The following is a 26,146-nucleotide window of genomic DNA, read 5'->3' as shown; positions in this document are numbered from 1 at the left end:
GCTAAAAATAGAGGGCGAATTTGCAGAGAAGACGCCGCGAGGGGAAGAAATCGGTATTGCGGAGGGGATCCAGGGCATAATAGAATCGGCGGTCGAAGAGGTTGTTGACTTCGAGAGACCAGCGGCCGCGTTTGTTGGCCAACCATTTTCCCAAACGCAAGTCCACCAGGGTAAAGAAGCTATCGCTCCGTTGCATCACATCCTGATAGAGTGGCCTAACCTCAACGGCCCCATACCAACCGGTGCGGTGCAGGAAGGAGATACGGGCCAAGCCATAGACCTCGGCAAAGTCATCATACCCCGGATAATTGAAGTTGTTCTTCTTATACACCCCACCCAGCGCCAGACCCCAATAAGGGCTCAGGATGCGATTTACCAGCATCGTTGCCTGGTACTTACGCCAGGTAAACCAGGTGCGATACCCCGATTCGTCATAATTGGGATTATCCTGGCGCAAGGCCTGCAGGCGTAGGGTACTAAAGGTCTTGGCATCCCATTGCGCCTCCCAGGCAAAACCGGCCTGTCGAATTAAGTCACCGCCCTCGGCATCAACATACACCGGGAAACTGGCTACATCTGCCGGCGCCAATAGAGGTTGGAAAAACGTATGGGTATCCAGGTGGCGCTCCAGGGCCAGGCGCAGGGTGTGATTGGAGGTAACTTCGTAATTCAGTCCCAGGCGCCCACTCCACAGCGAATTGGAGAGAGGCTCACTATACCAATAGCGGGAATTTTTGGCAAAATCCTTCGATACCCCCAGTTCCATGATCAGGTTAGGCAGCAGCCGCCAGTAATCGAGCAGATAAAGACTCCAGGTCCGTTCAGGCGGACTCTGATTCAAGATCTCTCCGAACCAGGAATAATAGGCACGGTTGTGGAGGTTACCGGAAAAATAATCAAAGCCGGCTATGAAGGTATGATTGCCCAGAGCAATCTGCTGCTGGACCTGGGCGTTGGAGCAGTTCCAATCGGCCACCACATTATAGTTGTCAGGAGGGGAAGGGTAGAAATCCTCGGTGCGCAGATTTAACTTCTGGTGACTGAAGTAGGTCAGCAGGGTGGCACGAGGGCCGAAGCGATGCACGTAACCTGCTTCGCACAGTGGCCAGCGCCAATGGTAGCGGAAATATTTGGAAGGCTGATAGCCGAAGTCATTGAGATCAAATAGGTCTCCCAGGAGAGTCTCCCGGTGTTGCACAAACCCCAAGAGCGTTGCGTTGATGGTGGGTTCCCATTTGACTGCACCCTCAAGGTTGTAGCCTTTGGAATCGTTATTGCGAATTCGATAGCCCTCGTCTTCGCTGTAAAAGGCGTTGCCAAAAAAGGCCAGACCCGGGCGACCACCGTATACCTGGAAAAGATATTCTTGCAGACTGTTTTTATTATTCCAGCAGCCGCCCCCGGCTTGGAGGGTGGTTCGTATATAGGGCATTTCAAACATGCTGGTATAATCATTGTAATTGAGTTGGATAAAAGCATTCTGGTTGGCCGGGGCCAGCAGTCTGAAGAGCAGCCGTTCGACCTCAGCGGGATAGATTTGGTTTTCAGCCTCGTACGAGGTACCTAAAAACTGATGGGCGGAGCTGTTTAAAGGATCTTTCTTGACTGCGGTGACGGCCTTGCTGTAGCCCCAGTGATTAAGCCCCAATTGGTTATAGGCCCGAGCCAGGTTATAGTTCCGCACCGCCAGGTCGCGGTCCAAGGCCAGGCGGGTGCGGAAGATAGCGGCATTATCGTTGAGGGCGATGGATCGATTGATTTCCTGGATGGCCTCTCCTGGACGGTAGAGGTCGCTCAGGGCAATGCCTTTGTAGAGATGCGGGGTGGGATCGCGGGGGTCTAAAGCGGCGGCGTAATCATAGACCTCCAAGGCCTTATCAAAGGCCCGGACTTGATAGAAGGCCTTGCCTAACTCACTCTGATAGGAAGAGACCCGCGGGTCGAGAAGCGTAGCGGTGAGCATCTCGGTGAGGGCCTGCGGGTTTTTCCGATGGCGGAAATAATAGATGCCCAGACCGAGGTGGGGCTCACCGAATCGGGGGTTGGCGGCGATGGCCTGGTGGAAGAATTGACAGGCCCCGGCATAATCCCGGTAGGCCAGACGGATGAAGCCGGCCAGGGACAGGACCTCTCCCTCCCGTGGGGCCAAGCGCAGGGCTTGGGATACTGTCTGCCAGGCCCGGGCCAGGTGGTCAGCACCCAACCAAAGCCGGGCCAGATAAAGATAACCGTCTACCAGACCTGGATCTAAAGCCAACGCCTTCTCAAAATGCAACCTGGCGGCAGTCTGGTCGAAGAACGAGATCTTTACCAACCCCATGGTCAGGTGAGCTAAAGGGGAACCGGGCGCCTGGGCCAGAGCCTGGCAGGCTTCGGCAAGAGCGGCATCTTTACGATTTTGGACGATATGGATCTGGGCAAGGAGCGATCTTGCCAATACGACAGCCGGGGAAGGCGGTAGGTTGGCTACAGCCGCTAACTCCCTCTGCGCTTCCGACGCTTTACCTACCATCAGGGTGAAATATCCCGACATAACCGCCAGAAACGGCGACGGCGGCAGCCCCCGTCGGCCTTGATCAAACAGTTTATAGGCGCCGACAGGGTCTCCCCGGCGATATCGGGCTAGACTTTGGCCGATGAGACACCTCCAGTCCGGGGAGCTCACCTTCTCGAATAATGCCGCAGCCTCCTGAGGCCGGTGGTTCTGTAGATTGATCCAACCCAGCAGAGTCAAGGCCAGCGGTTGCTCCGGAACCTGCTGCAGGACATGCTCGGCCAACTGCTGCGCTTCGGAGAGCCGGCCCTGATCGTAGGCCGCCCAGGCACTGGTCATGAGCTTTGCCCCCGAAGTCAGATTGTCTTGGAGATCTGATAGAGGTAAATCCCGATAGCTGATCAGACCCGGGTAGTAGAGACACCATTGAACTGCATCGCTGGGCTGCACCAAAAGACGCTTGACCGGCGCCTGGCCGGGAAAGGTGATGCCTTCTTCACCGGGAAGCAGGCAGACCTCTCCCTGGGAATTGGTAAGACAGAGGTTTCCCTGGAGCAGGATAACGGAGGTAGCGCCATTAGGCTGGACCCGCAGATTGAATTCGGTGCCGCGAATAGTGGCGGTGACTGCCGGGGTTTCTAATTCAAAACGGAAATTTTCCTTGTTGTTCCGCAGCCACATCTCACCCTGCAAAACCTGGTAAATGCTGCGGGGGACGCTCTCCAGAGCACTGGGAATGGCATCGATTAAGCGGAGCCGGGGGGAGGAAGCGACTCTTTTGAGAACGAGGATAGTATTTTCATTGAGCTTAATCTGGCTCTCATCTACGCACAAGAGTGAGGCCCGGGACGCCGGTCCGGTCATGACTGCGTCCCCCGAAAAAAGGGGCTCCCCAGGTTGGGCGGCGACCCACTCCCCGGCACCACCACGTCGGATGGCAACCTGTCCTTGAAGGTACACCAGCTTCCCTGCCAATGGCGGCGCCGCCCAAGATTGGCCTGCAGCTCCTCCGATAATTGCCAGGATCACACCCACGATGAGCCTGGCGCCAAAGTTGGTCCCGACCACACCAACCCCCGCAGCATGAAACAATTCGCAGACCGCAGACGCCCAGGATGTCAGGCGCACCATATCCCGGGTTTAAACCTTAATTTATAAGAGGCGCATGCAAAAATTTTTCCTTCTCAAGTTATTTTGATCGTTTTTGCTGAACACCTGGAATTCCGATAAACGCAGCATCACTGCAACAGGCCTATACTAGCTGCTTCTTATTTGGTCTTTTCCGAACTCCCCGAGCTACCGGAATCAGTCTGGGTCTTGGTAGTGATTACAGTTGTACCCGTACTCTCTTCCTTTCCAGTTTCGGTGGTTTTTTGGGGCCTTACCGGTGGTTTGGGAATAATAATCTTACCTATGCCGTTCGTCATGATCTCTTCCTCCCTGTTGCCGCCACCCCCCCCATGATACGAAAAACCTCATTGAGCGGGTGGCGGGAAACATGCTTCAGCGATTAACAATGAATCCACTCCCTACACTCCGCTCCTTTCCTAAGAAAAATCTCTCGAAAAACCTTAAAAACCGTTTCGGTCGTTCTCGATCTCCACAGCGATAAGGTTAAGAGTAAAGGTGGCGAAATCCTGCAACCAAAGACTAATTTGAAAGCTTAGTGGGATAGGAAAAACTTAAACAAATCTCCGAACGAGGAAAAAGAACCTACAACAGCTTGAGACAACCACGAGGTGCGAGAAATGCTGAGCAGGAGAGCGCGGCGTCACGACTCTTAATTGGAAGTTGATATTCTCCCAAGAATCACCTTCCATGGCGCCCTGTAAGATAGTTAGAATTTATTGTATACCTTTAATCCTAAAATACAATAGCCGTGCCAACATTAAATTACAAAAACCTAAAGAAAATTTGCATTTATTCTTTCAAATTTAACGGAATAGAAATTTATTTCAAAACCAAAAGGTCCCATCTCCCGATATCTCTGGTAAACTTGGTCAAACGTTTGACTTCCTGCTTTTGAGGTGACGGCATCAGGTGAAACCTAACAGAATAATCCTCATGGTTACGGTGGTGGTTATCGGCGTTGTCCTGATTAGCCGGATCGGCGGTTCTCAGGAATTCCGTCCGGCTCTACCGGGGTGGATTTTTGTATTCCCACGAGATCACGCCGCCCATCCGGAGTTTAAGACCGAGTGGTGGTACTATACCGGCCATTTAACTTCGGAGCAGGGCGAGCCTTTCAGCTATCAACTGACCTTTTTTCGAGTGGGGCTGCGCCCACCCGATCTCCAGGCCCGCTCCGCCTGGGCGTTGCACACCCTCTATTTCGCCCATCTGGCCCTGACGGATATTCACGGCCGTAGGTTTGTTTATCATGAGAAGGTTGATCGGGGGGCTTTGGGATTATCCGGTGCCGCCGTGCCGCACTACCGGGTGTGGATCGAGACCTGGCAGGCAGAGCTTCAAGGTGAAGAACACCATTTGCAGGCGTCAGCCAAAGATCTGACCCTGAACCTGAGGTTAACTCCCGAAAAACCGCCGGTGATACATGGAGAAAATGGTCTCAGCCGAAAAGCCGCGGGTGAAGGGTATGCCAGCCACTATTACTCACTCACCCGTCTAGCCACCAACGGTCGATTAACGTATCAGGGTCATACCTTCGCAGTAAGCGGTCAAAGTTGGATGGATCACGAATTTTCCTCCAGCCAGTTAGCACCTGATCAGGTAGGTTGGGACTGGTTTTCTCTCCAGCTAAAGGACGGTAATGATCTGATGCTCTATGTTTTGCGGCGGCAGGACGGCTCCCTTGATCCGCATTCCTCCGGAACCCTGATCGATCCACGGGGGAATAGCCGCTTATTAAAGCTGGCGGACTTCCAGATTCAACCTTTGGAATTTTGGCATTCTCCCCGTTCCCGCTGCCGCTATCCCTCCCGATGGCGGATTGTTGTGCCGGGATACGGCTATGAACTCGAAGTGCAACCCACCATTTCCGATCAAGAATTACTTACTTCTCAGAGCACCCGCGTAACGTATTGGGAAGGCAGCGTGCAAGTCCGCGGCAATAAGCAGGGCGAGCCATTAGCAGGATGGGGATACGTCGAACTAACAGGCTACGCCGGATCATTGGGGGGAAAATTTTAGCGTTTTCCTTAACCCACAATGCCTGGCTTAGCCGCAGAGGAAATCCTCTTGTATAAAAACAGTGAGCCGTGAGCCGTGAGCCGTGAGCCGTGAGCAGCAAAAACATTATTGTGAGCAGCCGCCACGATTCTGTTTTCATGCTTCGTTGTGTTCGGCAGAACATGTGCACTTGTATAAAAACAGAATGTATTTGTAGGGTGGGCAATGCCCACTACGCCACTACGCCTTTACGCCTCTACGCCTCTGTTTTCATGCTTCGTTGTGTTCGGCAGAACATGTGAACTTATATGAAAAGATGGTGGTACAGTCTTTCCAGCCGGCACGCTGATGCACAGGCCAGGAGGCCTATGCCACCAATCATTCTCTCATATTTCGTTGTGTTACCCAGAACATGAGGACTAGTTTGAATTGCCGCCAACAATTTCACCCCGGCGGTTAGTCGGCAATGCTGCGACCGGTAGTGTTCTGGCGCAGCCAATTGATGATTTTGGCCCGCAATTCGGCGTTGTAGGAAGCAGGCAGTTGTTCAACGGTGAGGCGAAACTGTTTATTGGCCAACGCCGACCACTCGGGTCTGAGAAAATAGACCTTACCCGAAACCAGAGCAAGTTCGGGATTATCAATTAATTTCATCCGTCCCCAAGCACCCATCAGTTCCATGGAGGCCTCGAGATGGCGGGTTCCCGGTTTTACTTCAGCGACAAAACTGGGGGTGGTATCAAGACATTGTCCCTGATATAGGAGGCGGCCATCCACCGCCTGGATAGAAAGATTGTAGGCATCGGATTCCTGGAACATATAGATCGGTGCCCAGGTAGGACCCTGCGGCAAAGTTGCGGCTGCCTCCGGCAGAACCGCATTGATTAGCTCCGGATCAGCGATCAGCAGAACCGCGACGTCGGGAGGTTGAATTTTTTCCGGAGTTTCCCGGTAAAGGTAGAGCCGTTTAGTGCATAAGCTGCTGCAACCTGACAACCACCCAGAGACAGAAACCAGTACCAGTATAGTCAGCAATACTATGTTGTTACGTCCAAACAAGGGTTGCATCATGTTTCTCCTGAACCGGCCTCAATACCAAAAAACAAAGAGGATGTAGCGGCCCGTAAGCCTGAACCACACCCTCTTTATTATGTATGGATAGATTATTACGTTTAGTTAGGAAGCTGATTTAACATTAATTACATTTTCTTCTTAGCTTTTTTGGCTTTTTTAGCCTTTACTGGCTTCCCGTACTTTACCCTGGCACAGACTTTTTCGGCTGCCGCTTCAGCACGAACAGCAGCGGCTTCGGCACGATTAGCCGCAGCTTGAGCTTTGGCTATCGGAGCTTTGGCATCCTGTGCAGCCGCTTCAGCGTTCACGACCGCCGCTGCGGCCCGATCTGCAGAAGCCTTGGACTGCTCCATGTACATTTTGCACTGATCATAGTACTGTTGGCAGCATCCAGAAGCTCCTACCACCAGGGCAAAGACCGCGAGGAGAGCCAAGGCATAGCCTTTTGTCAATAACGCCTTCCTCATCGATTACCCCCTTCTTGGAGAGGAAGATTTGCCGCTGTCGGCTTGGAATTCCCCCCCCTGTAAACTTTTCGAAAATCGTGCACAGGACCTTACTTCCGCATTTTCTTCATCAAGCAAGCTTCTGCTTTTGCAGCAGCGGCTTCAGCGCGATCGGCGGCGGCTTCAGCTTTATCTGCAGCTGCCTTTGAGTCAGCAGCGGCGGCCTCGGCATTGCGGGCTGCCATTTCAGCTTTAGAAGCCGAAGCTTTAGCCTGGTCGGCGTACATCTTTCCTTCGTCCACATACTTCTTGCAGGTGTCGCAACACCCCGCTCCCATGACGAGGACGAACGCCATGAGAATGGCAAAGGCTAAACCTTTCCGTACCAAAGCTTTCCTCATCTCTATCCCCCCTTTTCAGAGTAATTGTGTTTTGGGAACACATTTATACGTATTAAACAACAAGCCAAATAAAATATCAAGAAAAATTTATTGCTTCAGTGTTTTTTTTTCGAAAAAATCGACTCCTCAGGTCAAAAAAACCTTTCTGTTAGTTTTTAGTTTGACCAATATTTCATTTCGCCCCAGTTTTCTCCGGTCTGAATATCAACTACTAAGGGCGTTCGCAGTTGCGCCACCCCTTCCATGGCACGCCGCAGGCAATCAACGGTGGCGGCCTGTTCCTGGTATGGCGCCTCTAATAAAAGTTCATCGTGAATCTGTAATAACAGTCGGCCTGACAATCCTTCATGCACCAGAGCCGCCTCGACGGCCAGCATTGCCTTCTTGATCAGATCGGCCGCCGAACCCTGCAGAGGGGTGTTGAGGGCGCTGCGCTCCGCCTCTTGCCGGAGATTGCGATTGCTGCTGTGCAGATGAGGAATAGGTCGGCGGCGTCCCAGCAGGGTGGTCACCCAACCTTTCTGCCGGGCGGTATCCAGGGCCTGATCAAAATATCGCTTCACCCCGGTATGTCTGGCAAAATAGCGGTTGATAAAATCTTGGGCCAGGCGTTGGCTGACGTTTAACTGTTTGGCCAGTCCGAAGGCGCTCATGCCATAGATAATGCCGAAGTTGATAACCTTGGCCTGCCGCCGCATCTCCCGGCTCACCAGTTCGGGGTGCAACCCGAAGACTTCGGCCGCAGTCTGACGATGGACATCCTCCCCTTCCTGAAAGGCCTGCAGCAAGACCGGGTCTGCAGAAAAATGCGCCAGTAGCCTGAGTTCTATCTGGGAGTAATCCCCACTGATAAAAATGTATCCCGAAGACGGTAGAAAGGCCTGTCTCAGTTGGGCCCCGAGCTCACCCCGGACCGGGATATTCTGTAGATTGGGATCGCGGCTGGAAAGCCGCCCGGTGGCTGCAACCGACTGCACGAAGGTGGTATGTATCCGACCGCTAGCCGGATGTACCTGTTTGCACAGCCCGTCTACATAAGTAGCCTTAAGTTTACCCAGGGTGCGGTAGGCGATTACCTTGGCCGCTATCGGATGGTAGTCGGCCAGGGCGGTCAGCACCTCGTTGTCGGTGGAATAAGCCGTGCGCCCTTTGGTCTTTTTTTGGGTAGGTAGTTGTAAGCGGTCAAAAAGGATGGCCGCCAGTTGCGGGGGCGATTGAATCAGAAACGGTTCGCCAGCCATCTCGTGGATTTCTTCTTCCAGGGAGGCAAGCTCTTTTTCCACCTCACGGCCGAATCTCTGCAGAAAGTCCAGGTCAACCCGGATGCCGCGGGTTTCCATAGCGGCCAGCACTCGCAAGACCGGTAATTCCAGATCTTCATATAACCTGAGGAGTTTTTCCTGCTGTAGTTGTTGGTGCAATCGGGGCCAAAGACGGAAGGCCGCCTGGCCCCGCCCGGCGGCGTAACCGATGGCCAGCTCCAGGGGCAGATCGGATGCTGCCAGTGGTCTTCCGGCCAGCTCACGCGGGCTTAAGAGATTTAGACCTAAGTCCAGCAGAGCGACATTTTCGATGGTCTGGTCAAAACGCACCGGATTCAAGAGATATGAAGCCAATAAGATATCACTAACGCTGCCAACGAGGGGATGGCCATAGCGCTCCCCCCAGATCATGGCAGTCTTCAGGTCGGGGCTGATTTTGGCGATGCCAGGATCAGACCATAAGGGCTCCAGGATTTCCCAGATATCTTTTTCAGTTAATCGATGCTGAAAAGGCAGGTAAGCGCCTTGGTTCTCCTCCCAGGACAGGCCCAGTCCCTTCAGTTGAGCGAGCATAGGGTGTTGGGAGGTGCTGTGACAAAAAAGCGCCAGCCGGCCAACGGCTCGAATCGACGCCACGGCCTCTAACAGCGCTTCCCGGGTATCTAAAAGGACAAAATCTTCAGTATGGTTATCAAGGCTGATCTCTTTGGCCAGTTTACTGAACTCCAGTTCGGCGAACAACCGCCGCAGGGCGGCTCGGTCCGGAGGACCTGGCTGTAAGCGGTCGGGGTCAAACGCTACCGGAGCTTGGTCCTCCAGGCGCAGCAAGTCTCGGCTCAGGCGGACTTGCTCCTGATAATCCCGCAGACGGTTCTGGAGCTTCTTTTCTTTGACCTCATCCAGGTGGGCAAACAGGTTGTCCAAACTGTGAAAGTGGCCGATGAGTTTCAAAGCCGTCTTCGGGCCGATCCCTGGCGCCCCCGGAATATTGTCGCTGGGATCGCCGGTCAAGGCGCGCAGGTCCACTAGGGCGGCAGGCGGTAGACCGAACTTCTCTTGTATAACCTGAGGCGTGAAATACACGTCTTTCATCGGGTCCCAGATCGTAACGCCTTCCTGCGCCAGCGGCAGGAGGTCTTTATCTCCGGAGATGATCTCCACCCGCAGACCGGCGGCCCGAGCTTGCCTTGCCAGAGCGGCAATAAGGTCGTCGGCCTCATACCCCTCCATCTCTAAAGCCGGCAGGTTCAAGGCGGTAATAATCTGACGGATATAGCCGAGCTGCTTAACCAGGTCCTCCGGCATACCTGGCCGGTGCGCTTTATAGGCAGGATAGCGTCGGTGTCGAAACGTAGGGCCTTTGGCGTCGAAGACCAGCGCCAGATAGCTGGGCTGACGCTCCCGCAGAACCTTGAGAAGCATGTTGGTGACGCCGTAAATAGCATTGGTAGGAAAACCTTGCGACGTTGCCAGACTCCGGATGGCATGGAAGGCCCGGTAGAGATAAGAACTGATGTCAATCAGAAGAATTGTCTTATGCACCTTCTCACCCTGACCCTCACATTGTTCAATGCAAGTCACCATGTTTAAAAATCACCACGAAGTATGAAAACCGCACCGTGGCAGCTGCTCATAATAATGCATTTTCTGCTCGCCGCCCACTGTTTCGGCTGCAGCCCGTGGGCTGCGATGTGCCGCCGTATCTACTAGCGGCGATTTTAGTATAACAGATACCTTTTCCGCTGACAGATAAAGTTATCCAGATCATGTTGCCACCCCCGACGAATCTCGACCGGATCGACGCCGTTTTTTATGGCCGCCAATACATTCTGGGAACCGATCATGCCCAGGTTGCGGTCAAGCTGAAACCGAGCTGGATACAGCCGGTGTAAGGCCGCAGCTAATTCTATCCCTAAAAGTGGGCTGTCCAAGGTATCCCGGTCCGTCAGGCGTAGGCGGATACCTTCACACCGCTGCCCCCGACAGCGGTTGGTTCGGGGAATAAATTCCGTCGGCTCAAAGGCAACTCCGGCAATCTGGCGGCCACCGAGATACCGGGTTAGCCTAGCTCCATTAATCCATGGAGCACCGATAATCTCAAAGGGGGTGTCAGTTCCCCGCCCTACGCTGACATTGGCCGACTCTACCAATGCCACCCCGGGGTAGAGAATGGCCTGGGTTAAGGACCTAAGGTTAGGAGAGGGGTTGACCCAGGGAAGACCTGTCTGGTCATACCACATCTGCCGCCCATAATTGGCCATCGGCACCACGTGCAGCTTGACCCCGAGCTTATTTTCCCGGTTGAAGAGCCGGGCCAGCTCTCCCACCGTCAGGCCATAACGTATCGGCAAGGGATGATAGCCGACAAACGACCTCAAACCGGGTGCCAGCACCGGCCCTTGAACAACAGCCGCCGTGATCGGGTTAGGCCGGTCCAGGATATAAAAGTCGAGATCCAGGGCCGCCGCCGCCTCCATGCAGTAGGCCAGTGTGGTAATATAGGTATAGAAACGGACGCCCACATCCTGGACGTCGTAGACCAGGGCGTCCAATCCTTGGAGCATTCCGGGCGTGGGCCGTTTGACCTCACCGTAGAGGCTACGGACCGGAAGACCGGTGGCCGGGTCCTGGCCGGAAGAGACCTTGGCATCCAGGTCGCCGCCCAGGCCATGCTCCGGGCTGAAGATGACCCGGAGCCTGACGCCGGGGGCCTGATGCAACAGCAGGCGCGTCGGACGTCCGGTACCGTCCACGCCGGTGTGGTTGGTTATCAGTCCGATGGTTTTGCCGACCAGGGGAGCAAATCCTTGCGAGGCCAGAACCTCAATGCCGGTCCGAACCCGGTCTGGAAAGTCGCTCTGTCCCCGACCGGTCATGGTACTAGCGCCTTTGCTCCCATAGCTGGCGGCTGGCCGGCCCAGCCGCAGTGCCGCCGCCACCGCCGCAGCTGCATTGGTCCGCAAGGTTTTCACCTGACCGCGGCCGTTCGGGTGCAGACGGTTGGTAAGAATGATCAAGAAGGTCTTTGAGTCAGGATCGATCCAGATGGAGGTTCCGGTAAATCCGGTGTGTCCAAAGGAGCCGGAAGGAAATGAGGCCGTAAAAGCTCTGCTGAAGGGTGAGCGCATGTCCCAACCCAGACCCCGGCGGGAAGCGTTGCCTGGCACAACCTGGGGGGTGATCATGGCGGCCACTGCCGTCCGGCTCAGCAGGCGCCGGCCCTTATACTCGCCGCCGCTCAGGAGCATTTGAGCGAAGACCGCCAGATCATCGGCAGTAGAGAAGAGTCCGGCATGACCGGCGACCCCGCCCATGCGATAGGCCGTCGGATCATGCACCTCACCCCAGCGCAGGTCGGTAGGAGCGATAAGGGCCGCCTGATCGCGGCGGGGGCGGAAAAAGGTATGGTGCAGACCCAGGGGGCGAAAGATCTTTTGGGTACAATACCCGTCCAGGGATAGACCCGAAACCCGGCGGACAATTTCTCCTAAAACAATGAAGTTGGCATCGCTATAGTGATAAGCCGTCCCGGGATGGTTGACCGGCGTATCAGCAGCAATGGCGGCCAGTGCCCCGTCATAGCCCGACCAGGAGAGGCGTGGATTGACGTCGGCCCGCAGTCCGGAAGTATGGGTCAATAGTTGCCGGATAGTAATCGGTCCCTTGCCCTGAGCTGCAAACTGCGGCCAATAACGCGCCGCCGGGGCATTCAGGTAGAGGCGGCCCTGATCCGCCAATTGCATGATGGCCGTAGTGGTAGCCACCACCTTGGTCAGAGAGGCCAGATCAAAGATGACCCCCGGGGTCATAGGCGTCATGTGGGGAACGAGAGTGCGATGTCCGAAGGCCCGGCGATACGCTACCACCCCCCGGTAGCCCACCAGGATGACGGCCCCCGGAGTCGCACCGGTGGCAATCGCCTGGCGGCCGACGGCGTCCAGATTGTCCAGGCACCGATCCTCTCGTACCAGAAGCCCTGGTAAGGGCTCGACGGCAATCTCGGGGGACGGCGCCTCCACCGGCGGCGTCGGCCGGACGCCGGGCGGAACGGGAGGGGCGCTTTTACACCCGGAACAGCAGACCAGGAGGGCAAAGAAGATAATGGAGCTGATATATGGAAAGATTTTTCGATATATTCTCATGAGCATCACACTGGCCGATTGCTGGAAGGATCAGAACCTTTGCATTGCTAAAATCACCTGCTGTGCTTCAATAATATGCTTTTTATAACCCTCTGTGCAACGGGCAAAGGACGGGACAGGCAATGTCCAGGGGGGTCGGGTTTATGGTTTCCGTTCATCACCAGGGGGTGGTGCAAAATTTATATGGAAACAGTGCTCTTAAAAACGGCGGGCGCGGCCCGCCCTATGAGTAAATTGCCCATAAATTATCGATAATGGGATAGGGCGGCCCATGGCCGCCGCTTTGTTTAACATGGTCGCTGAGAAAAAATTTATATAAAAACAGTGGGCGGAAAAAGCATTATTGTAAGCAGCCGCCACGGTTCTGTTTTTATGCTTCGTTGTGATTTTTAACCAAATAAACTTATTATAATAATTAATCAGACGTTAGAAATGCAAACAATAAGACCCTGATTTTATGAATGTGAGAATTTCTCCAACGGGAAAAATCCTTTGCCGGAACGAGAGATTTTGAATAGACTTGAGGCCATGGCTGGAGTTAATCTAGAATTGACTCGTTACCTCATGGTATATTAAGGAGGATTTTATTTGTATATCCTGTTGACCAACGACGATGGCATCCACGCCCCGGGATTGTGGGCCTTGTATCAGTCCCTACGGCGGGAGCATCGGGTAGAAGTGGTGGCTCCGGAGAGCGAGCAGAGCGCCGTGGGACACGCCATCAGTCTGCTCAACCCTTTGCGGGTCAAGAAAGTCAATAAAAACGGTTCATTTTTCGGCTGGTCGGTTTTAGGCACCCCGGCCGACTGCGTCAAAATTGCCGTGGCCGAGGTGCTGCCGGAGAAACCGGATATAGTAGTCTCCGGCATCAACCTCGGGGCGAACGTGGGCATCAATGTCCTTTATTCCGGTACCGTCTCTGCCGCCACCGAGGCGGCAATTATGGGACTCAGGTCTATGGCGGTATCGTTATGCACCTATAGAGAACCTGATTTTACCGCCGCAGCCAGTTTTGCCGCCCGGCTGGCGCCGCAACTGCCGCATCTCAACCTGCCGACAGGGGTCTGCCTGAACGTTAATATCCCGGATTTACCGGAAAATCAGATCAAGGGGGTACTCCTCACCCGACAGGAAAAAGGGGTGCTGATGGAAAAGTATGAAAGGCGGATCGACCCTCGGGAAAATATTTATTTCTGGCTGGCTGGACTCAACAACCACCGGGAATTAGAACCGGGAACGGATTATTGGGCGGTGCATGAGGGTTACATTTCGCTGACGCCGATACACCATGATTTGACAGATTACGACACCCTGAAGGAATTGAACGGCAACAAATGGCTGGAGGAGCTGATGTAACATTGGGGCAGAGCACGCCTTACCTAAGACCCTCTCAGCCTACCCCCTCTCCCTGCCCCCCTAACTTCTTACCAATTGGCGTCAAAGAGGTAGCTGAATGGTTTGAGCAGCATGGGCGGCTCGGCTTTTACCGGATTGGCCAGGATATCTTCACAGCGAGCCATGTACTGTTTGACCCGGGGCATCTTGAGGTAGTCGGGGTATTCTTGTTCAATAATGGCGAAGCGCTCCAGGGCGGCCTGATAGTGTTTGTTCTTAAAATAAAATTCCCCGACATAGTACTCATGATCAGCCAACTCGTTCAGACACTTGTCCATGTAGTCTTCGGCCTTGGAGATCTTTTCGTACTGCGGATAGCGCTCTTTGAGGCGCCGGTATTCCTGGACGGCCTTGACCGTATATGTCGGGTCGCGGTCAATGGTGGAACGCTGCCGGTAGTAGCACATACCCTGCTGATAGATGACATAGGGGATGATCTGGTTGGTGGGGTGCAGTTTTTCGAATTCTTTGTAGTCCAGCAGGGCCTCGTCATATTTTTTGTTGTAGTATTTGGCATCCGCCACCTTCAGGGAGGCGAGAAGGGCCTCGTCGCTGTAGGGGTAGCGGTCTTTTAGTTTTTCAAAGGCATCCACCGCATCCTCATACTTACCTTTTCTGAGCTTCTTCATCCCTTCCTGAACTAACGTTTCCGGCGGTTGCTCCGGTTTCTTTTTGCTAAACCAACCGCATCCGGCTGTTAGACTGAAGAGCATAGCGGTGATAACGCAGGTGCTAAGAAAAGCATAACGCTGCATAAGTCTACGGATGTTCCTCCAGATATTTTTCGGCGGCAAAGGCGGCTACGGCACCATCGCCCACGGCAGTACTGATCTGCCGCAACAGCTTGACCCGAACGTCCCCGGCGGCGAAGATGCCAGGAATGGATGTCGCCATATCCTCATCGGTGCGGATAAAGCCAAAGGCATCCATATCCAGGAGACCACGCCCCAGCCAGCCGGTAAAGGGTTGAATGCCCACAAAGACAAAGACGCCGGTAACCGGTAGGGTAGATACAGTCCCGGTCTTCACATCCTGCACCTTGATGCCGGTGACGTTTTTATCGCCAAAAATTTCTTGTACTACGGTATTCCAGTGGACTTCGATCTTGTCGTTGGCGAAAACCTTTTCCTGGTAGAGTTTTGCCCCCCGGAACTGGTCCCGCCGGTGAAAGAGGTGTACTTTGGCGGCGAAGCGGGTGAGAAAGACCGCGTCCTGCAGGGCGGTGTCGCCGCCGCCGATCACTGCAATGGTTTCGTCCCGGTAGAGGGCGCCGTCGCAGGTGGCGCAGTAGCCGACGCCTTTGCCCATGTATTCGGCTTCTCCGGGCGCCCCCAGACGCCGAGGTTGGGCGCCGCTGGCGATAATGATGGCGCGACCGACTACCTCCTCCCCGTTTTCCAGCATTACAGTATGGTGGGGATTGCCGGGTTTGAGTCCGGTGACCTCGCCGTTCCGGATCTCAGCCCCAAAGCGCTCGGCCTGTTCCCGCATCTGCTGCGATAGTTCATAGCCGGCGACGCCGTTGGGAAAACCCGGATAATTCTCCACGAATTCCGTAGTCATGACCTGACCGCCGGTGATTAGTTTTTCCACGAGCAGGGTCTTAAAGCGTCCCCGACCGGCATAAAGGCCGGCCGTAAGACCCGCCGGCCCGCCGCCGATAATAATGACGTCGTAATCGTATGCAGACATAAGGTGTATTATTGTCAGAATAGCTTAGAGCATTTTTTTGATAGCGTTGTCGATCTGGGTTTTGGAAACGGCGCCGGTGATCTGATCCACCACAGCCCCGCTCTTAAACAGGATCAGAGTGGGGATGGCTCGAATACCATATTTTACCGGGGTCTTCGAATTCTCATCCACGTTCATTTTCGCGACTTTGACCCGGCCATCATAATCTTTCGCCAGTTCCTCCACGATGGGGGCGATGGCGCGGCAAGGACCGCACCAGGCCGCCCAAAAATCCACCAACGCTGGCATTTCGGACTTGAGAATCTCCTCTTCGAAATTTGTATCAGTGACTTGCAACAAATCTGCCATTGCCCCCCCTCCTTAGAAACCGGATTGCTCTTGGGAATTAAAGATACCTTTCCCGACCGATCAAGAAAGATTTTATTATCTAACCTTGAAATAGCTGGTTTGTCAATGGCTTTTTCCCGATGTAATATTTCAGCTACCCGAGAGAATAGATCAAGGAATAACAGAGTAATGATTAATCACCCCGTGTCCCAGGCCGGTCAAGTGGTAGCAGTTGCATCCACTGGCGGGCGGCCCGTTGCTGCCGACACGCCGGACAGAGGCGCCACAATGATTCAATTTCCGGACACTGCTCGGGAAGAAAGGCCATTTCTTGGGGAACAAAGAACCGACCGCATTGCGGGCAAGGCTGCAGTTCCACCCGGGTATGCCAGGTGTAGAGAATCCGCCAGGGCCCCTTATCCTCCATCCGGATGGCCCCGGTCGGGCAAATCTCGGCGCAAGCCCCACAGCCGATGCAAGCCTCGCTGTGCATCTCAAAAGGGGTGCTAACCCGACGATTACCACCCCGTCCGACAAAACTGATGGCACTGGCGCCAATGGCCTCCTGGCAGACCCGCACGCAGAGGCCACACAGCACACAGAGATCCATATCCCCCTCAGTTCGAGAGACCTGAAAACGGGACTCTTTCACTCCCATAGCAGCAGCCAGATTCTTAATCACTCCCGATTGCGGACAGCGGCCGAGGAGAAGTTCCAGCACCAGCCGCCGGGACCCTACCGCCTCTGGGGTTTCAGTGTTCACTATCATCCCTGCCGCCGCGGGATAGACACAGGCGGCAATCAATTTCGAAGGCGGCGGGCTGGTTAGGGTCACCATGCAAAGCCGACAGGCTCCGTAGGGCGCCAGCCCCTCATGATAACAGAGGGTAGGCAGGGCTACGCCCGCGGCGCGCACGGCCTGCAATACTCGAGTGCCCTCCGGGACGGTTACCGGCCGTCCATTCACAGTCAGATTGATCATCGCCCTTAGATGTTAATCACTCAGCTTCTTAAAGGCCCAAAGCCGCTCGTTTATCCTCGATATGGCTGATCATCAATTGGGCAGCCTGGAAAGGATCCGGTTCCACCGCAAAGGTGGCGCCAATCGCCTCTTTAGCGCCGGTAGTCAGCAATTCGGTCACCGCGGTGCTGCCCAGGACCGGCGGTACGGTGCCCAAGACCGTAAAAATCCCCGATGACACCACATAGGAACCGATGCTCACGGCCTTTTCACTCATCCATTCCGGGGCCGCGCCGGCGACCGGCAGATCACTGATATCCACCCCCAAGGCACTGGCCACCGCGGCGCACACAGTCAGGATGCGGCTGATGTCCACACAGGAACCCATATGCAAAACGGGAGGAATTCCCAAACTCTGGCATACGACCTTAAGTCCGTCCCCGGCCTGGGCCGCAGCCTCCGGCAGCATCAGGCCGACTTTGGCGCAGGCGATAGCATTGCAGCCGGTAGTCACTACCAGAACATTGTTTCTGATGAGTTCTTTAACCAGGTTGACATGGCCGAAATCGTGTTGGACTTTGGGATTGTTGCAGCCCACAACTCCGGCAAGGCCTTTGATGGCTCCCGACTTGATCTGCTCTAAGAGCGGCTCCAGGCTGCCACCCAAGGCCGCCAAGATGGCCTCGGTGCTGAAGCCGACCAGACATTCTACCTTTTCGTCCGGAATCACTACCTGGCCAGGTTTGCGCCAGCGATAATTTTCCACCGCGCCGCGGACGATCTCTTTAGCGATGTCATAAGCCTGATCTTCATGAAATTCGATGTGAATGGCTCCAGGAAACTTGGCTTTGGGAGAGGTGGAAATAAACTTGGTATGGAAACAGCCGGTCAGGTTTCCCAGGGCTGGCATAATACATTGTACATCGACGATAATGGCCTCCACGGCTCCGGTGATCACCGCCAATTCCTGTTGCAGAAAATTACCGGCGATGGGGATCCCGTGCCGCATCAGCACCTCGTTGCCGGTACAGCACAGTCCGACCACGTTGATTCCTTTAGCTCCGAGTTTGGCGGCCAGGGCCAGCAATTCCGCATCCCGGGAGGCGGCGACAATCATCTCCGACAGGGTCGGTTCGTGGCCATGAACAATGATATTCACTTCGTCAGCTTTGAGAACCCCCAGGTTGGCCAGAGAGCGGGTGGGTTTGGGAGTGCCAAACAGCACATCCGAGATCTCGGTGGCTATCATCGAACCACCCCAGCCATCGGCGATGGAGGCCCGCAGACCTTGCAGGATCAGATTAACCGGATCATTGTCCACCCCGATATGGGTACGGTGCATGATTTCAACGATTTCGCGGTCTACGCCGCGCGGATCAATCCCCAATTTTTGCCATAAGTCGACCCGTTTCCGGGGGGCCCGGCGGCTGAATCGAATCGGACCTTCCTGTTTGCCGAATTCGGCATAAACCGCCCCGGCTAAATCCAGGGCAATCTCCTCTTTGCTCCGACCCTCAGTGGAAATATTATATTCCGCGGCCAGGGTCTGAAGTTTTTGCTCGTCTCTGATCTCATAGCCGCCGCCTTTGCCCTCTGCGGTCATGAGCAGGGTATGGGCCAGATCGCGGCCATGATCGGAATGGGCGGCGGCGCCCGCGGCGATCATGCGGATCAGATTACGGGCCACTATGATGTCGGCGGTCGCACCGCAAACCCCTCGCTTGGGTCCGGCATCCTCGAAAGGGCTGATGCGGCACGGTCCCATGTTGCAATTGCGGCAACAAACTCCGAGCTCCCCAAAACCGCATTCCGGCAACATAGCCTCATAACGGTCCCAGGCGGTCTCCAAACCCAGTTCTTGCGCCCGTGCCAGCATCTGGTGCACAGTAGGGTCGATACTTTTTTTCAAGATTTTGTCGCTATATGCCATGTTAATCTTCCTCCTCGGTTTAGCTGCCCAGTTGCGGCTGACTCGCGAGAGACCTTAGAAATTGCCTGGCTGCGGCCTGGCTGGCCCGATCAGCTTCCTGTTGGGGATAGCGCAGGCTAAGGGCTTGGGTGGGACAGGCCGCCACACAGGCCGGGCCACCCAGACGATTGACGCAGAGATCGCACTTGAAGGCAGCCCTTCTCTCCTGCCCGGCGACTGTAGTGGTGGCAACATGGATAGCCCCGAAGGGACAGACCATCATGCATAGGCGACAACCAATACAGCGGGCCTGGTCGACCGCAGTATATGTTTCGGTCCGATAGGTGGCGCCGGTGGGACAGACCCGCACACAGGGAGCATCCTGACATTGGCGGCATTGCACCGGCAGCTTCACCCCATCGACCTGAACCACCCGATTGCGGCGGTGAAGCCGTTCCCGAGCCAGGACTGCCCCGATAATGCTACCGGCCCGGGTATGCGCTGCGGCACAGGCCAGCTCGCAGGTATGGCAACCCATACAGCGCTGGGGATCGACCAACAGAAACGGACCTTCAAATTGCTCCATGATAGAATCCTCCTTGCCTGGCAGCCGGAAAATGGCGCTTCTGGTCGAGGTGCCCTTGACTGCCAGGTCTTACCCGTCACAGGGGGATGGCTGCCGGTATCTCTCGGGAAACTCCAATTCCCCCCAGCCTTAAAGGGAAGGGCGATTGAGAATTTCAAAGATTCCTTTAAATTTATTCGGAGATTAAGATAAGAACCTTAGTGGAGTTTGAGTTGATCTCTGGTCACAGGACTGATCATGCTTCTCCATGATATTTGCTTCCCCCTAGATCCAGGTTTTTTAGGTTAAGGATGAGGCGCAGGATTAGGTCAATTCTCGACCTCAATAGCCTGAGGCTACCATTCGTACTACCATCATATCTTTAACCATCTAAGTCGGGCTGTCAAATAGAAATTTTCCGGGTGACGGGGCAACCCTAGCCGATAAGATTACTATTGCTAAAAATGTCACATATATAAGTTGCAGATGAGTTTAAACAATTTTTTTAATCGTAACATTTCAATTGGTGCCGGATTATTTTCACAGAAACACCCCTTTCGTTCCCAAACCCCAGCCGGGGAACGCTCTTACCAGCTCCTGCAAATAATTGGAGTCCTTGGTCGCCGGACGGTCAAATAGAAAACCGCCCCCTGTCAGGAGAATTATTTTCTGGCGGGATTATTTGCTAAGTTCTTCACATAGCATAGCATATGTTCATAATTAGTTAGGAGTCCATCCGACCCTTATAATAAGCATGGCAAATGGAATATGGAGAAAAAAACAGTTGACAAAACGCATTTTTCCCTTTATAAGAGGGAGGCAATGTGAAAAAAATAGTGAAGGCTCGGACCAGGAAAAAAGCCCTTTTAAGAGGAGTCGATAGCTACAAAATAAAGAATAACAACATACACTGAGGAGGAAGATTATGGCGAAGTACGATCCGGTAAAACAGAAGGACTGGCAGATTGCCGAGATCGCCGAAGCGGAGATGATTCCCTTTGACGAGATGTGCGATAAGCTGGAAATTCCCAAAGAAGAGCGCATTCCCTATGGTCAGAAGATCGGCCGCGTCGACTACATGAAGTGCCTGGAGCGTTTGAAAAGCAAACCTGATGGCAAATACATCGAAGTTACCGCCATTACCCCCACTCCTCTGGGGGAAGGCAAATCCACCACCTCCATGGGTCTCATCGAAGGTCTGGGCAAACGTGGCGTCAATGTCGGCGGCTGCATTCGTCAACCTTCCGGCGGCCCCACTATGAACGTCAAGGGCACTGCGGCCGGCGGCGGCATCTCGCTCCTGATTCCCATGACCGAGTTCTCTCTGGGCCTCACCGGCGACATCAACAACATCATGAACGCCCACAACCTGGCCATGGTTGCCGCCACCTCCCGGTTGCAGCACGAATTTAACTATAGCAATGAACAGTTGGCCAAGCGGAACCTGAAGCGTCTGGACATCAATCCGAAAAACTTCGAAATGGGCTGGATTATGGACTATTGCGCCCAGGCTCTGCGCAATATCACCATCGGCCGGGGCGGCAAGATGGATGGCTTCCTGATGGATTCCAAGTTCGGTATCGCCGTTTCCTCGGAAGTCATGGCCATTCTGTCGGTGTTCACCTCTCTGGCGGACCTCAAAGAACGGCTGAACAACGTCGTGGTCTGCTATGACCGGGCTGGCAACCCCATCACCACCCGGGACCTGGAAGTGGGCAATGCCATGACCGCCTGGATGCTGCCTTCCATCAACCCGACCCTGATGCAGACCGTAGAAAAACAGCCCTGCTTCGTACACGCCGGTCCCTTCGCCAACATCGCCGTCGGCCAGTCCTCTATCGTCGCCGACCAGATCGGTCTGAAGCTGTTTGATTACCATATCACCGAGTCCGGTTTCGGTGCTGACATCGGCTTTGAGAAGTTCTGGAACGTCAAGTGCCGGTTCAGCGGTCTTATCCCCAACGTCTCGGTTCTTACCGCCACCGTCCGGGGTCTGAAGCACCACGGTGTCAAAGCTGGCGCCCTGCCGTGCCCGCCGGGTAAACCCGTTCCCAAAGAGTACTTCGAAGCCTCGAAAGAGACCTTGAAGTGGTTGGAAGAGGGTGTGGAAAATGCCGTGCACCACGTCCGCACCATCAAAAAAGCCGGTATTAACCCGGTGGTGTGCATCAACTCCTTCCATTTCGACTCCGACGAGGAACACGCCGTAATTCGTCGGGCCTGCGAGGCCGAAGGCGCTCGGGTGGCCGTGTCCCGGCATTGGCAGTATGGCGGCGAAGGCGCTCTCGAATTTGCCGATGCAGTCATCGATGCCTGCAAAGACACCCCGAAATTCAAGTTCTTGTATCCCAATGAACTGCCGCTGCGGCAGCGCGTTGAACTGATCGCCAAGGAAGTGTACGGCGCTGATGGCGTGGATTTCGCCCCCGAAGCCGTAGCCAAGGCCAAACGCTTTGAGGCCGATCCCAAGTATAACGATTACGCCACCATGATGGTGAAGACCCACCTGTCTCTCACGCATGATCCTACCGTCAAAGGCACCCCCAAGGGTTGGCGGCTGCCCGTCCGTGACTTCCTCATTTACGGCGGCGCCAAGTTCATCTGCCCGGTCTGCGGTGCAATTTCTCTGATGCCCGGCACCGGTTCCGACCCGGCCTACCGCCGCGTCGACGTCGACGTCAAAACCGGTAAGGTTACCGGCCTGTTCTAAATTCAGCAGCTTCTTCTCCAGGCCCTGCTAAAAGTCTGAGAGAAGGTGTTAAACATCACCTGCGGCTCCCTGGAATTTCCGGGGAGCCGATTTTTCTTTGCCGTAAGACTGAGTCCGGAAATGCTGCTGGTTGATACCTCGGTTAGGACTTCCAGCCCCCCGGTCTATCCCCGCACGCCTGGGAAGAAAGGAAATGATAAGGTACGCTAGTACCCCAAATGCTTAGGGCCGGGAAACCCGGCCCTTTGGCGAACAGACATGTTAATAATAACTATCAACCTAATGTAACCTTCTCCTGAGGCCCATGAGGCACAGGCCGGTACCCAAGAGCAGCAGCGTCGCCGGAGCCGGGATCGGCTGCGGCGGCTCAGGTGAGAAACCGGAGCCCTGAATGAACACGCCACTATCTAAATCAGAGTCGCTGGCATCGGCTATGGCCAAGACGATTTCGTGCTGCCCGGTGCCAAGGCCCAGGGCCTTGGCTACCAGGTTCGTGGTAAAGCCATCGTACTGGATATTATAGGTTCCCGATTCATTATCGATGTAATAGCCGGAGTTGGCACCGTTGTTGATGGTATTGATGGTTACCGGATCGTTCGTCCCCGGGACCAGGGCAACGTTCACCCCGTCCACAAAAAAAGCGAAGACATCATTATATTGAGAGCCTACCCACTCGTTGTATTCTTCCGAGGCAAAGACATACCTGAAATACAGGTCGCCAGAGACGGTTTCAAATTTAAAAGACAGGATAGTAGCGTCATAGGTAGTGTAACCGGACAGATCTGACAGCGGACCATATCCGGGCAGACCATTGTCCCCTGAATAGTTGGTAGCATTGTTAGGCCCGACGGCGCCTACGGCATCGCCGCTGGTCAAGAGCACCCCCTTATCGAAGTCCAGCCCCGAGGCCGCTCCACCGCTGAAGAGTCCGGAAGCATTGGCGGCGCCGGTATACGTGGCGCTGCCCGGCACCAGGGTTATGCCCGCCCCGATGAGATTGGACGCCAATGTCTCGGCGTCACCGGTTGGATTGACCACCAAGGCCTGGGCGCCGCCGACGAAGCCGAAAATTATTAAGAAAAATCCCACCAGTGTTGCTATGGTACATTTTAAGCGCATCTTTTTCCCTCCTTTGCTTTTCGGATGTTATTTCTTTCAAAAAAATCTGCTATCAGGGTTGGCAGACTTTACCATTCACCTCCCCTCGGCAATATTGTGCTTGGTAGGTTCAGACCACAGACTTGACGGTTTCTATCAACCGGAATCTCAACTCTTTTATGCCTATGGGGTGACCTGAGAAGGGCATCTGGCCCCCTCTTTTCTTGTTCATATTTCGGCACACATACCATTAAAAATATTTTTAACTTTTTCCCTATGAAAGAAATGCAAACATTATGCCGTTCATACAACTTATTGATAATAATATTAATACCTTCGCTCGACCGCGGGTACTCTGTTTCAATTGATGAACAATATATGGAATATGATAATATATGTTAATAATATCAATATGTTTAATCTGTTTAGATAATTGGACAAATAGATAATATTTTTTACGCGGGCAATGAAGTAGTATAAGAGGGAAGGGTGGTCGCAGACATTCTGGAAGGGTTAGTGGTATCCAGCCGAAGACGTCGTAGCCCCGAAGGGTCAAACCCAAGAGGAGCACCTCAAAATTGGTAGCGCAGACCTCCAGGTCTGTGTCAAGAGGAGCTTCGGCCCCGGTTAGAAAACCTGTGCTGCTGGCAGGTGATTTCCACGGTTTGCGGGTGATTTACCGGTCATGAAAATCAGTTTGAGATGGTTAGAACCGCTTAACCTCTGTTCCTTGGCGGCGGCAGGGTTATCGGGGGCTGACAGTCAGGTGGAGGACCTTACAATTTCTTATAGGCGAAGACGTATTCCTCTTGGTTAATATCAATGAACAGGTCTGCCCCTCGCGACAGGGCATATGCCAACCAGGAAGGTTTGTCGTCGAAACAACACGTCAGCCGGGGGGAGAAATTTCCGGTTTTTCTATCGAACCAGGCCAGCAGCATTACCTCCGAGGCCAGTTCCCGGGCCTTGGCCTCGGCAACTGCGATCGCCTGATCCCGATCCAGATCTGAGCCTAAAATGATGACGTCAACCGGTTCGGGTAGCATCTCCCGGTTCAGTGGCAGGCATTCTGTCATCTAAGCTGTCTCCATTTCGAGTATTATTTTTTATGGTGTCTCCGGTGAATTTTCTTCTCTCCGATCAGTTACCACGTCGCGGCGCCAGAGCCGTTGCTGGACTGTACGGGCCTGCCTCATGGTACAAGGATCGTAGCCGCAAACTGGACACTCGCTGTCATCGCACGGATCGACGTGAACATGGATTTCTGCCTGGCCCTGATAATGTGCGGCAAAGATCTTCTCCATCTCTTTTACTTCCTGGTAGCTCTCCTGTAAACTAAAATCCCTCGGTAAAATAAGATGAAGATCGGCGTAAATCCGCGTCCCGGCACGCCGGGCCCGCAGTTGATGGATATCGATCCAGACGCTCTTGCGGTGTTGTCTCAGCAGCTTAGTGATTTCATCCAGGAGTTCGGCGTCGGACGCATCCATGAGCCCAGCGAAGGCATGGCGTACCAATTTCCAGCCGGTGAAGATGACGTTGATACCGACCAAGCCGGCGGTAGCGCCGTCGATCCAGAGACGACCGGTAAACCAAACCAAAAAAAGCCCCAGGATTACTCCTCCGGAGGTATAAACATCGGTCAGGACATGCTTGCCATCGGCCATCAGGGTTATGGATTGAGTCCGTTTACCGACATAAACTAAAACCACTCCCAAACTCAGGTTAATCAGGGTGGCCGCTACCGTCAGCCACAAGCCGGACCCGAGGTTTGGCAGGACATCCGGAGTCAAAAGCTGATCGGCGGCTTTAAAGAAGATGCCGATGGCCGCCAGGAAAATCAGCGCCCCTTCGAATCCTACCGAGAGATATTCAATCTTGCCATGTCCGTAAGGGTGAGTCGGATCAGGCGGTTTGGCTGCCAGGACTACAGCCACCAGGGCAAAGGCGCTGGCCGCAACGTTGATGATAGACTCGAGGGCGTCAGAGAGAATTGCCGCCGATTGCGTCAGCCAATAGGCAAAAAACTTGGTGAGCATCAGCAGCGACCCAATCAGAAAGGAAGCGCTGATGGCTATGAGGCGAACTCTCTGGGGGGATTGAGCAAACCGTGACATGGCATTTGCCTAGTGGGATGGGGGAGGGCAGGCCTCGGTATGGGGAAGCCAGGTCGCCAGATCTGGTAGCACTGTTTTAGGCATAACGCTTTGGCTTTTCCTACTCCTCAGGTCAGTGCCCGTCAGAGTCGAAACGAAGCTGGAACAAATGATGCCATCCCTGCCGTTTCCTGCATAGCGGCAAACACCGATCGAGCAACCCGACGACCTTCAGGAATGACGCTTACTGTTTTCATAATCGACTTCCCATTGATCTTTTAATAAAACAGCTTACTTTGTCATCCTGAACGGCGTGAAAAATCCTAAGCCTATAAAACATTAAGTTCTTCCCTACGCTCAGAATGACCATAACGCCATCACAAGAGTTTTGCCAGAGCCTCCAAGGTTATGAATTAAGACGATATAATTCCCTTCATATGTTTTT

The 26,146-nt window shown here is 54.1% G+C and carries 19 protein-coding genes; 3 read left to right on the top strand and 16 right to left on the bottom strand.

All coding sequences use genetic code 11. From position 1 onward, the window contains the following. Position 1 precedes the first annotated feature (1 nt). A complete protein-coding gene (locus DESAC_RS00885; protein WP_013705189.1) occupies positions 2–3,625 on the bottom strand; it encodes a tetratricopeptide repeat protein in 3,624 nt (1,207 codons plus the stop codon). A gap of 137 nt (positions 3,626–3,762) precedes the next feature. Further along, a complete protein-coding gene (locus DESAC_RS16435; protein WP_013705188.1) occupies positions 3,763–3,921 on the bottom strand; it encodes a hypothetical protein in 159 nt (52 codons plus the stop codon). 613 nt (positions 3,922–4,534) lie between these two features. Here DESAC_RS16435 and DESAC_RS00880 point away from each other — a divergent pair. After that, positions 4,535–5,644 carry a lipocalin-like domain-containing protein gene (locus DESAC_RS00880; RefSeq protein ID WP_013705187.1) on the top strand — a complete coding sequence of 370 codons (1,110 nt, stop codon included), beginning with the start codon at positions 4,535–4,537 and terminating at the stop codon, positions 5,642–5,644. A 435-nt stretch (positions 5,645–6,079) separates the two neighbouring features. On the opposite strand, the gene DESAC_RS00875 is transcribed toward DESAC_RS00880, so the two are convergent. The 5 genes from DESAC_RS00875 to DESAC_RS00855 all read right to left on the bottom strand — a co-directional run bounded on the left by DESAC_RS00875 (position 6,080) and on the right by DESAC_RS00855 (position 12,948). Beyond that, positions 6,080–6,691 (bottom strand): hypothetical protein, encoded by a 612-nt coding sequence (locus DESAC_RS00875; protein WP_013705186.1) that lies wholly within the window; start codon positions 6,689–6,691, stop codon positions 6,080–6,082. A 131-nt stretch (positions 6,692–6,822) separates the two neighbouring features. Next, positions 6,823–7,164: a hypothetical protein gene (locus DESAC_RS00870; protein WP_013705185.1), complete on the bottom strand. Its 342-nt coding sequence runs from the start codon at positions 7,162–7,164 to the stop codon at positions 6,823–6,825. An 89-nt stretch (positions 7,165–7,253) separates the two neighbouring features. Next, a complete protein-coding gene (locus DESAC_RS00865; RefSeq protein WP_013705184.1) occupies positions 7,254–7,544 on the bottom strand; it encodes a hypothetical protein in 291 nt (96 codons plus the stop codon). A 155-nt stretch (positions 7,545–7,699) separates the two neighbouring features. Continuing rightward, complete coding sequence (gene polA / locus DESAC_RS00860) at positions 7,700–10,390, bottom strand: DNA polymerase I (RefSeq protein WP_013705183.1); 2,691 nt, start codon at positions 10,388–10,390, stop codon at positions 7,700–7,702. 134 nt (positions 10,391–10,524) lie between these two features. Beyond that, positions 10,525–12,948, bottom strand: coding sequence for an exo-beta-N-acetylmuramidase NamZ domain-containing protein (locus tag DESAC_RS00855; RefSeq protein ID WP_169311478.1), 2,424 nt, complete (start codon positions 12,946–12,948; stop codon positions 10,525–10,527). A 588-nt stretch (positions 12,949–13,536) separates the two neighbouring features. Here DESAC_RS00855 and surE point away from each other — a divergent pair. Continuing rightward, complete coding sequence (surE, locus tag DESAC_RS00850; RefSeq protein ID WP_013705181.1) at positions 13,537–14,304, top strand: 5'/3'-nucleotidase SurE; 768 nt, start codon at positions 13,537–13,539, stop codon at positions 14,302–14,304. Positions 14,305–14,372: 68 nt separating this feature from the next. Here surE and DESAC_RS00845 read toward each other — a convergent pair whose 3' ends face one another. From DESAC_RS00845 to DESAC_RS00820, 6 genes are all read right to left on the bottom strand, one after another. Next, positions 14,373–15,098, bottom strand: coding sequence for an outer membrane protein assembly factor BamD (locus DESAC_RS00845; RefSeq protein ID WP_013705180.1), 726 nt, complete (start codon positions 15,096–15,098; stop codon positions 14,373–14,375). Positions 15,099–15,102: 4 nt separating this feature from the next. Next, positions 15,103–16,035, bottom strand: coding sequence for a thioredoxin-disulfide reductase (gene trxB / locus DESAC_RS00840; RefSeq protein WP_013705179.1), 933 nt, complete (start codon positions 16,033–16,035; stop codon positions 15,103–15,105). 24 nt (positions 16,036–16,059) lie between these two features. Beyond that, positions 16,060–16,383 (bottom strand): thioredoxin, encoded by a 324-nt coding sequence (gene trxA / locus DESAC_RS00835; RefSeq protein ID WP_013705178.1) that lies wholly within the window; start codon positions 16,381–16,383, stop codon positions 16,060–16,062. Positions 16,384–16,555: 172 nt separating this feature from the next. After that, positions 16,556–17,344, bottom strand: coding sequence for a 2Fe-2S iron-sulfur cluster-binding protein (locus tag DESAC_RS00830; RefSeq protein ID WP_013705177.1), 789 nt, complete (start codon positions 17,342–17,344; stop codon positions 16,556–16,558). A gap of 28 nt (positions 17,345–17,372) precedes the next feature. Continuing rightward, the gene (cooS, locus tag DESAC_RS00825) at positions 17,373–19,253 is read right to left on the bottom strand and encodes an anaerobic carbon-monoxide dehydrogenase catalytic subunit (protein ID WP_013705176.1); all 1,881 of its coding nucleotides are present in this window, start codon (positions 19,251–19,253) and stop codon (positions 17,373–17,375) included. Between the two features lie 19 nt (positions 19,254–19,272). Next, positions 19,273–19,818: a 4Fe-4S dicluster domain-containing protein gene (locus tag DESAC_RS00820; RefSeq protein ID WP_013705175.1), complete on the bottom strand. Its 546-nt coding sequence runs from the start codon at positions 19,816–19,818 to the stop codon at positions 19,273–19,275. 904 nt (positions 19,819–20,722) lie between these two features. Between DESAC_RS00820 and DESAC_RS00815 the strand changes: the two genes are divergently transcribed. Next, positions 20,723–22,507, top strand: a complete 1,785-nt coding sequence (locus tag DESAC_RS00815; RefSeq protein ID WP_013705174.1) for a formate--tetrahydrofolate ligase — start codon at positions 20,723–20,725, stop codon at positions 22,505–22,507. A 279-nt stretch (positions 22,508–22,786) separates the two neighbouring features. Here the strand turns inward: DESAC_RS00815 and DESAC_RS00810 are convergent, their stop codons facing one another. The 3 genes from DESAC_RS00810 to DESAC_RS00800 all read right to left on the bottom strand — a co-directional run bounded on the left by DESAC_RS00810 (position 22,787) and on the right by DESAC_RS00800 (position 25,722). Next, positions 22,787–23,626, bottom strand: a complete 840-nt coding sequence (locus tag DESAC_RS00810) for a choice-of-anchor L family PEP-CTERM protein (RefSeq protein WP_013705173.1) — start codon at positions 23,624–23,626, stop codon at positions 22,787–22,789. 755 nt (positions 23,627–24,381) lie between these two features. Beyond that, positions 24,382–24,681 carry an AF1514 family protein gene (locus DESAC_RS00805; protein WP_013705172.1) on the bottom strand — a complete coding sequence of 100 codons (300 nt, stop codon included), beginning with the start codon at positions 24,679–24,681 and terminating at the stop codon, positions 24,382–24,384. A gap of 30 nt (positions 24,682–24,711) precedes the next feature. Next, positions 24,712–25,722 (bottom strand): cation diffusion facilitator family transporter, encoded by a 1,011-nt coding sequence (locus DESAC_RS00800; RefSeq protein ID WP_013705171.1) that lies wholly within the window; start codon positions 25,720–25,722, stop codon positions 24,712–24,714. Positions 25,723–26,146 lie beyond the last annotated feature (424 nt).

Origin of the sequence: Desulfobacca acetoxidans DSM 11109, assembly GCF_000195295.1 — a bacterium.
Taxonomy (GTDB): Bacteria; Desulfobacterota; Desulfobaccia; order Desulfobaccales; family Desulfobaccaceae; genus Desulfobacca; species Desulfobacca acetoxidans.
The sequence above is the reverse complement of the archived record's forward strand: the minus strand, read 5'-3'. Positions and strand labels throughout refer to the sequence as shown.

Coding starts and splice junctions, on each gene's coding strand:
- DESAC_RS00885 (WP_013705189.1), bottom strand. CDS start 3,625: ATGGTGCGCCTGACATCCTGGGCGTCTGCGGTCTGCGAATTGTTTCAT.
- DESAC_RS16435 (WP_013705188.1), bottom strand. CDS start 3,921: ATGACGAACGGCATAGGTAAGATTATTATTCCCAAACCACCGGTAAGG.
- DESAC_RS00875 (WP_013705186.1), bottom strand. CDS start 6,691: ATGCAACCCTTGTTTGGACGTAACAACATAGTATTGCTGACTATACTG.
- DESAC_RS00870 (WP_013705185.1), bottom strand. CDS start 7,164: ATGAGGAAGGCGTTATTGACAAAAGGCTATGCCTTGGCTCTCCTCGCG.
- DESAC_RS00865 (WP_013705184.1), bottom strand. CDS start 7,544: ATGAGGAAAGCTTTGGTACGGAAAGGTTTAGCCTTTGCCATTCTCATG.
- polA (WP_013705183.1), bottom strand. CDS start 10,390: ATGGTGACTTGCATTGAACAATGTGAGGGTCAGGGTGAGAAGGTGCAT.
- DESAC_RS00855 (WP_169311478.1), bottom strand. CDS start 12,948: ATGAGAATATATCGAAAAATCTTTCCATATATCAGCTCCATTATCTTC.
- DESAC_RS00845 (WP_013705180.1), bottom strand. CDS start 15,098: ATGCAGCGTTATGCTTTTCTTAGCACCTGCGTTATCACCGCTATGCTC.
- trxB (WP_013705179.1), bottom strand. CDS start 16,035: ATGTCTGCATACGATTACGACGTCATTATTATCGGCGGCGGGCCGGCG.
- trxA (WP_013705178.1), bottom strand. CDS start 16,383: ATGGCAGATTTGTTGCAAGTCACTGATACAAATTTCGAAGAGGAGATT.
- DESAC_RS00830 (WP_013705177.1), bottom strand. CDS start 17,344: ATGATCAATCTGACTGTGAATGGACGGCCGGTAACCGTCCCGGAGGGC.
- cooS (WP_013705176.1), bottom strand. CDS start 19,253: ATGGCATATAGCGACAAAATCTTGAAAAAAAGTATCGACCCTACTGTG.
- DESAC_RS00820 (WP_013705175.1), bottom strand. CDS start 19,818: ATGGAGCAATTTGAAGGTCCGTTTCTGTTGGTCGATCCCCAGCGCTGT.
- DESAC_RS00815 (WP_013705174.1), top strand. CDS start 20,723: ATGGCGAAGTACGATCCGGTAAAACAGAAGGACTGGCAGATTGCCGAG.
- DESAC_RS00810 (WP_013705173.1), bottom strand. CDS start 23,626: ATGCGCTTAAAATGTACCATAGCAACACTGGTGGGATTTTTCTTAATA.
- DESAC_RS00805 (WP_013705172.1), bottom strand. CDS start 24,681: ATGACAGAATGCCTGCCACTGAACCGGGAGATGCTACCCGAACCGGTT.
- DESAC_RS00800 (WP_013705171.1), bottom strand. CDS start 25,722: ATGTCACGGTTTGCTCAATCCCCCCAGAGAGTTCGCCTCATAGCCATC.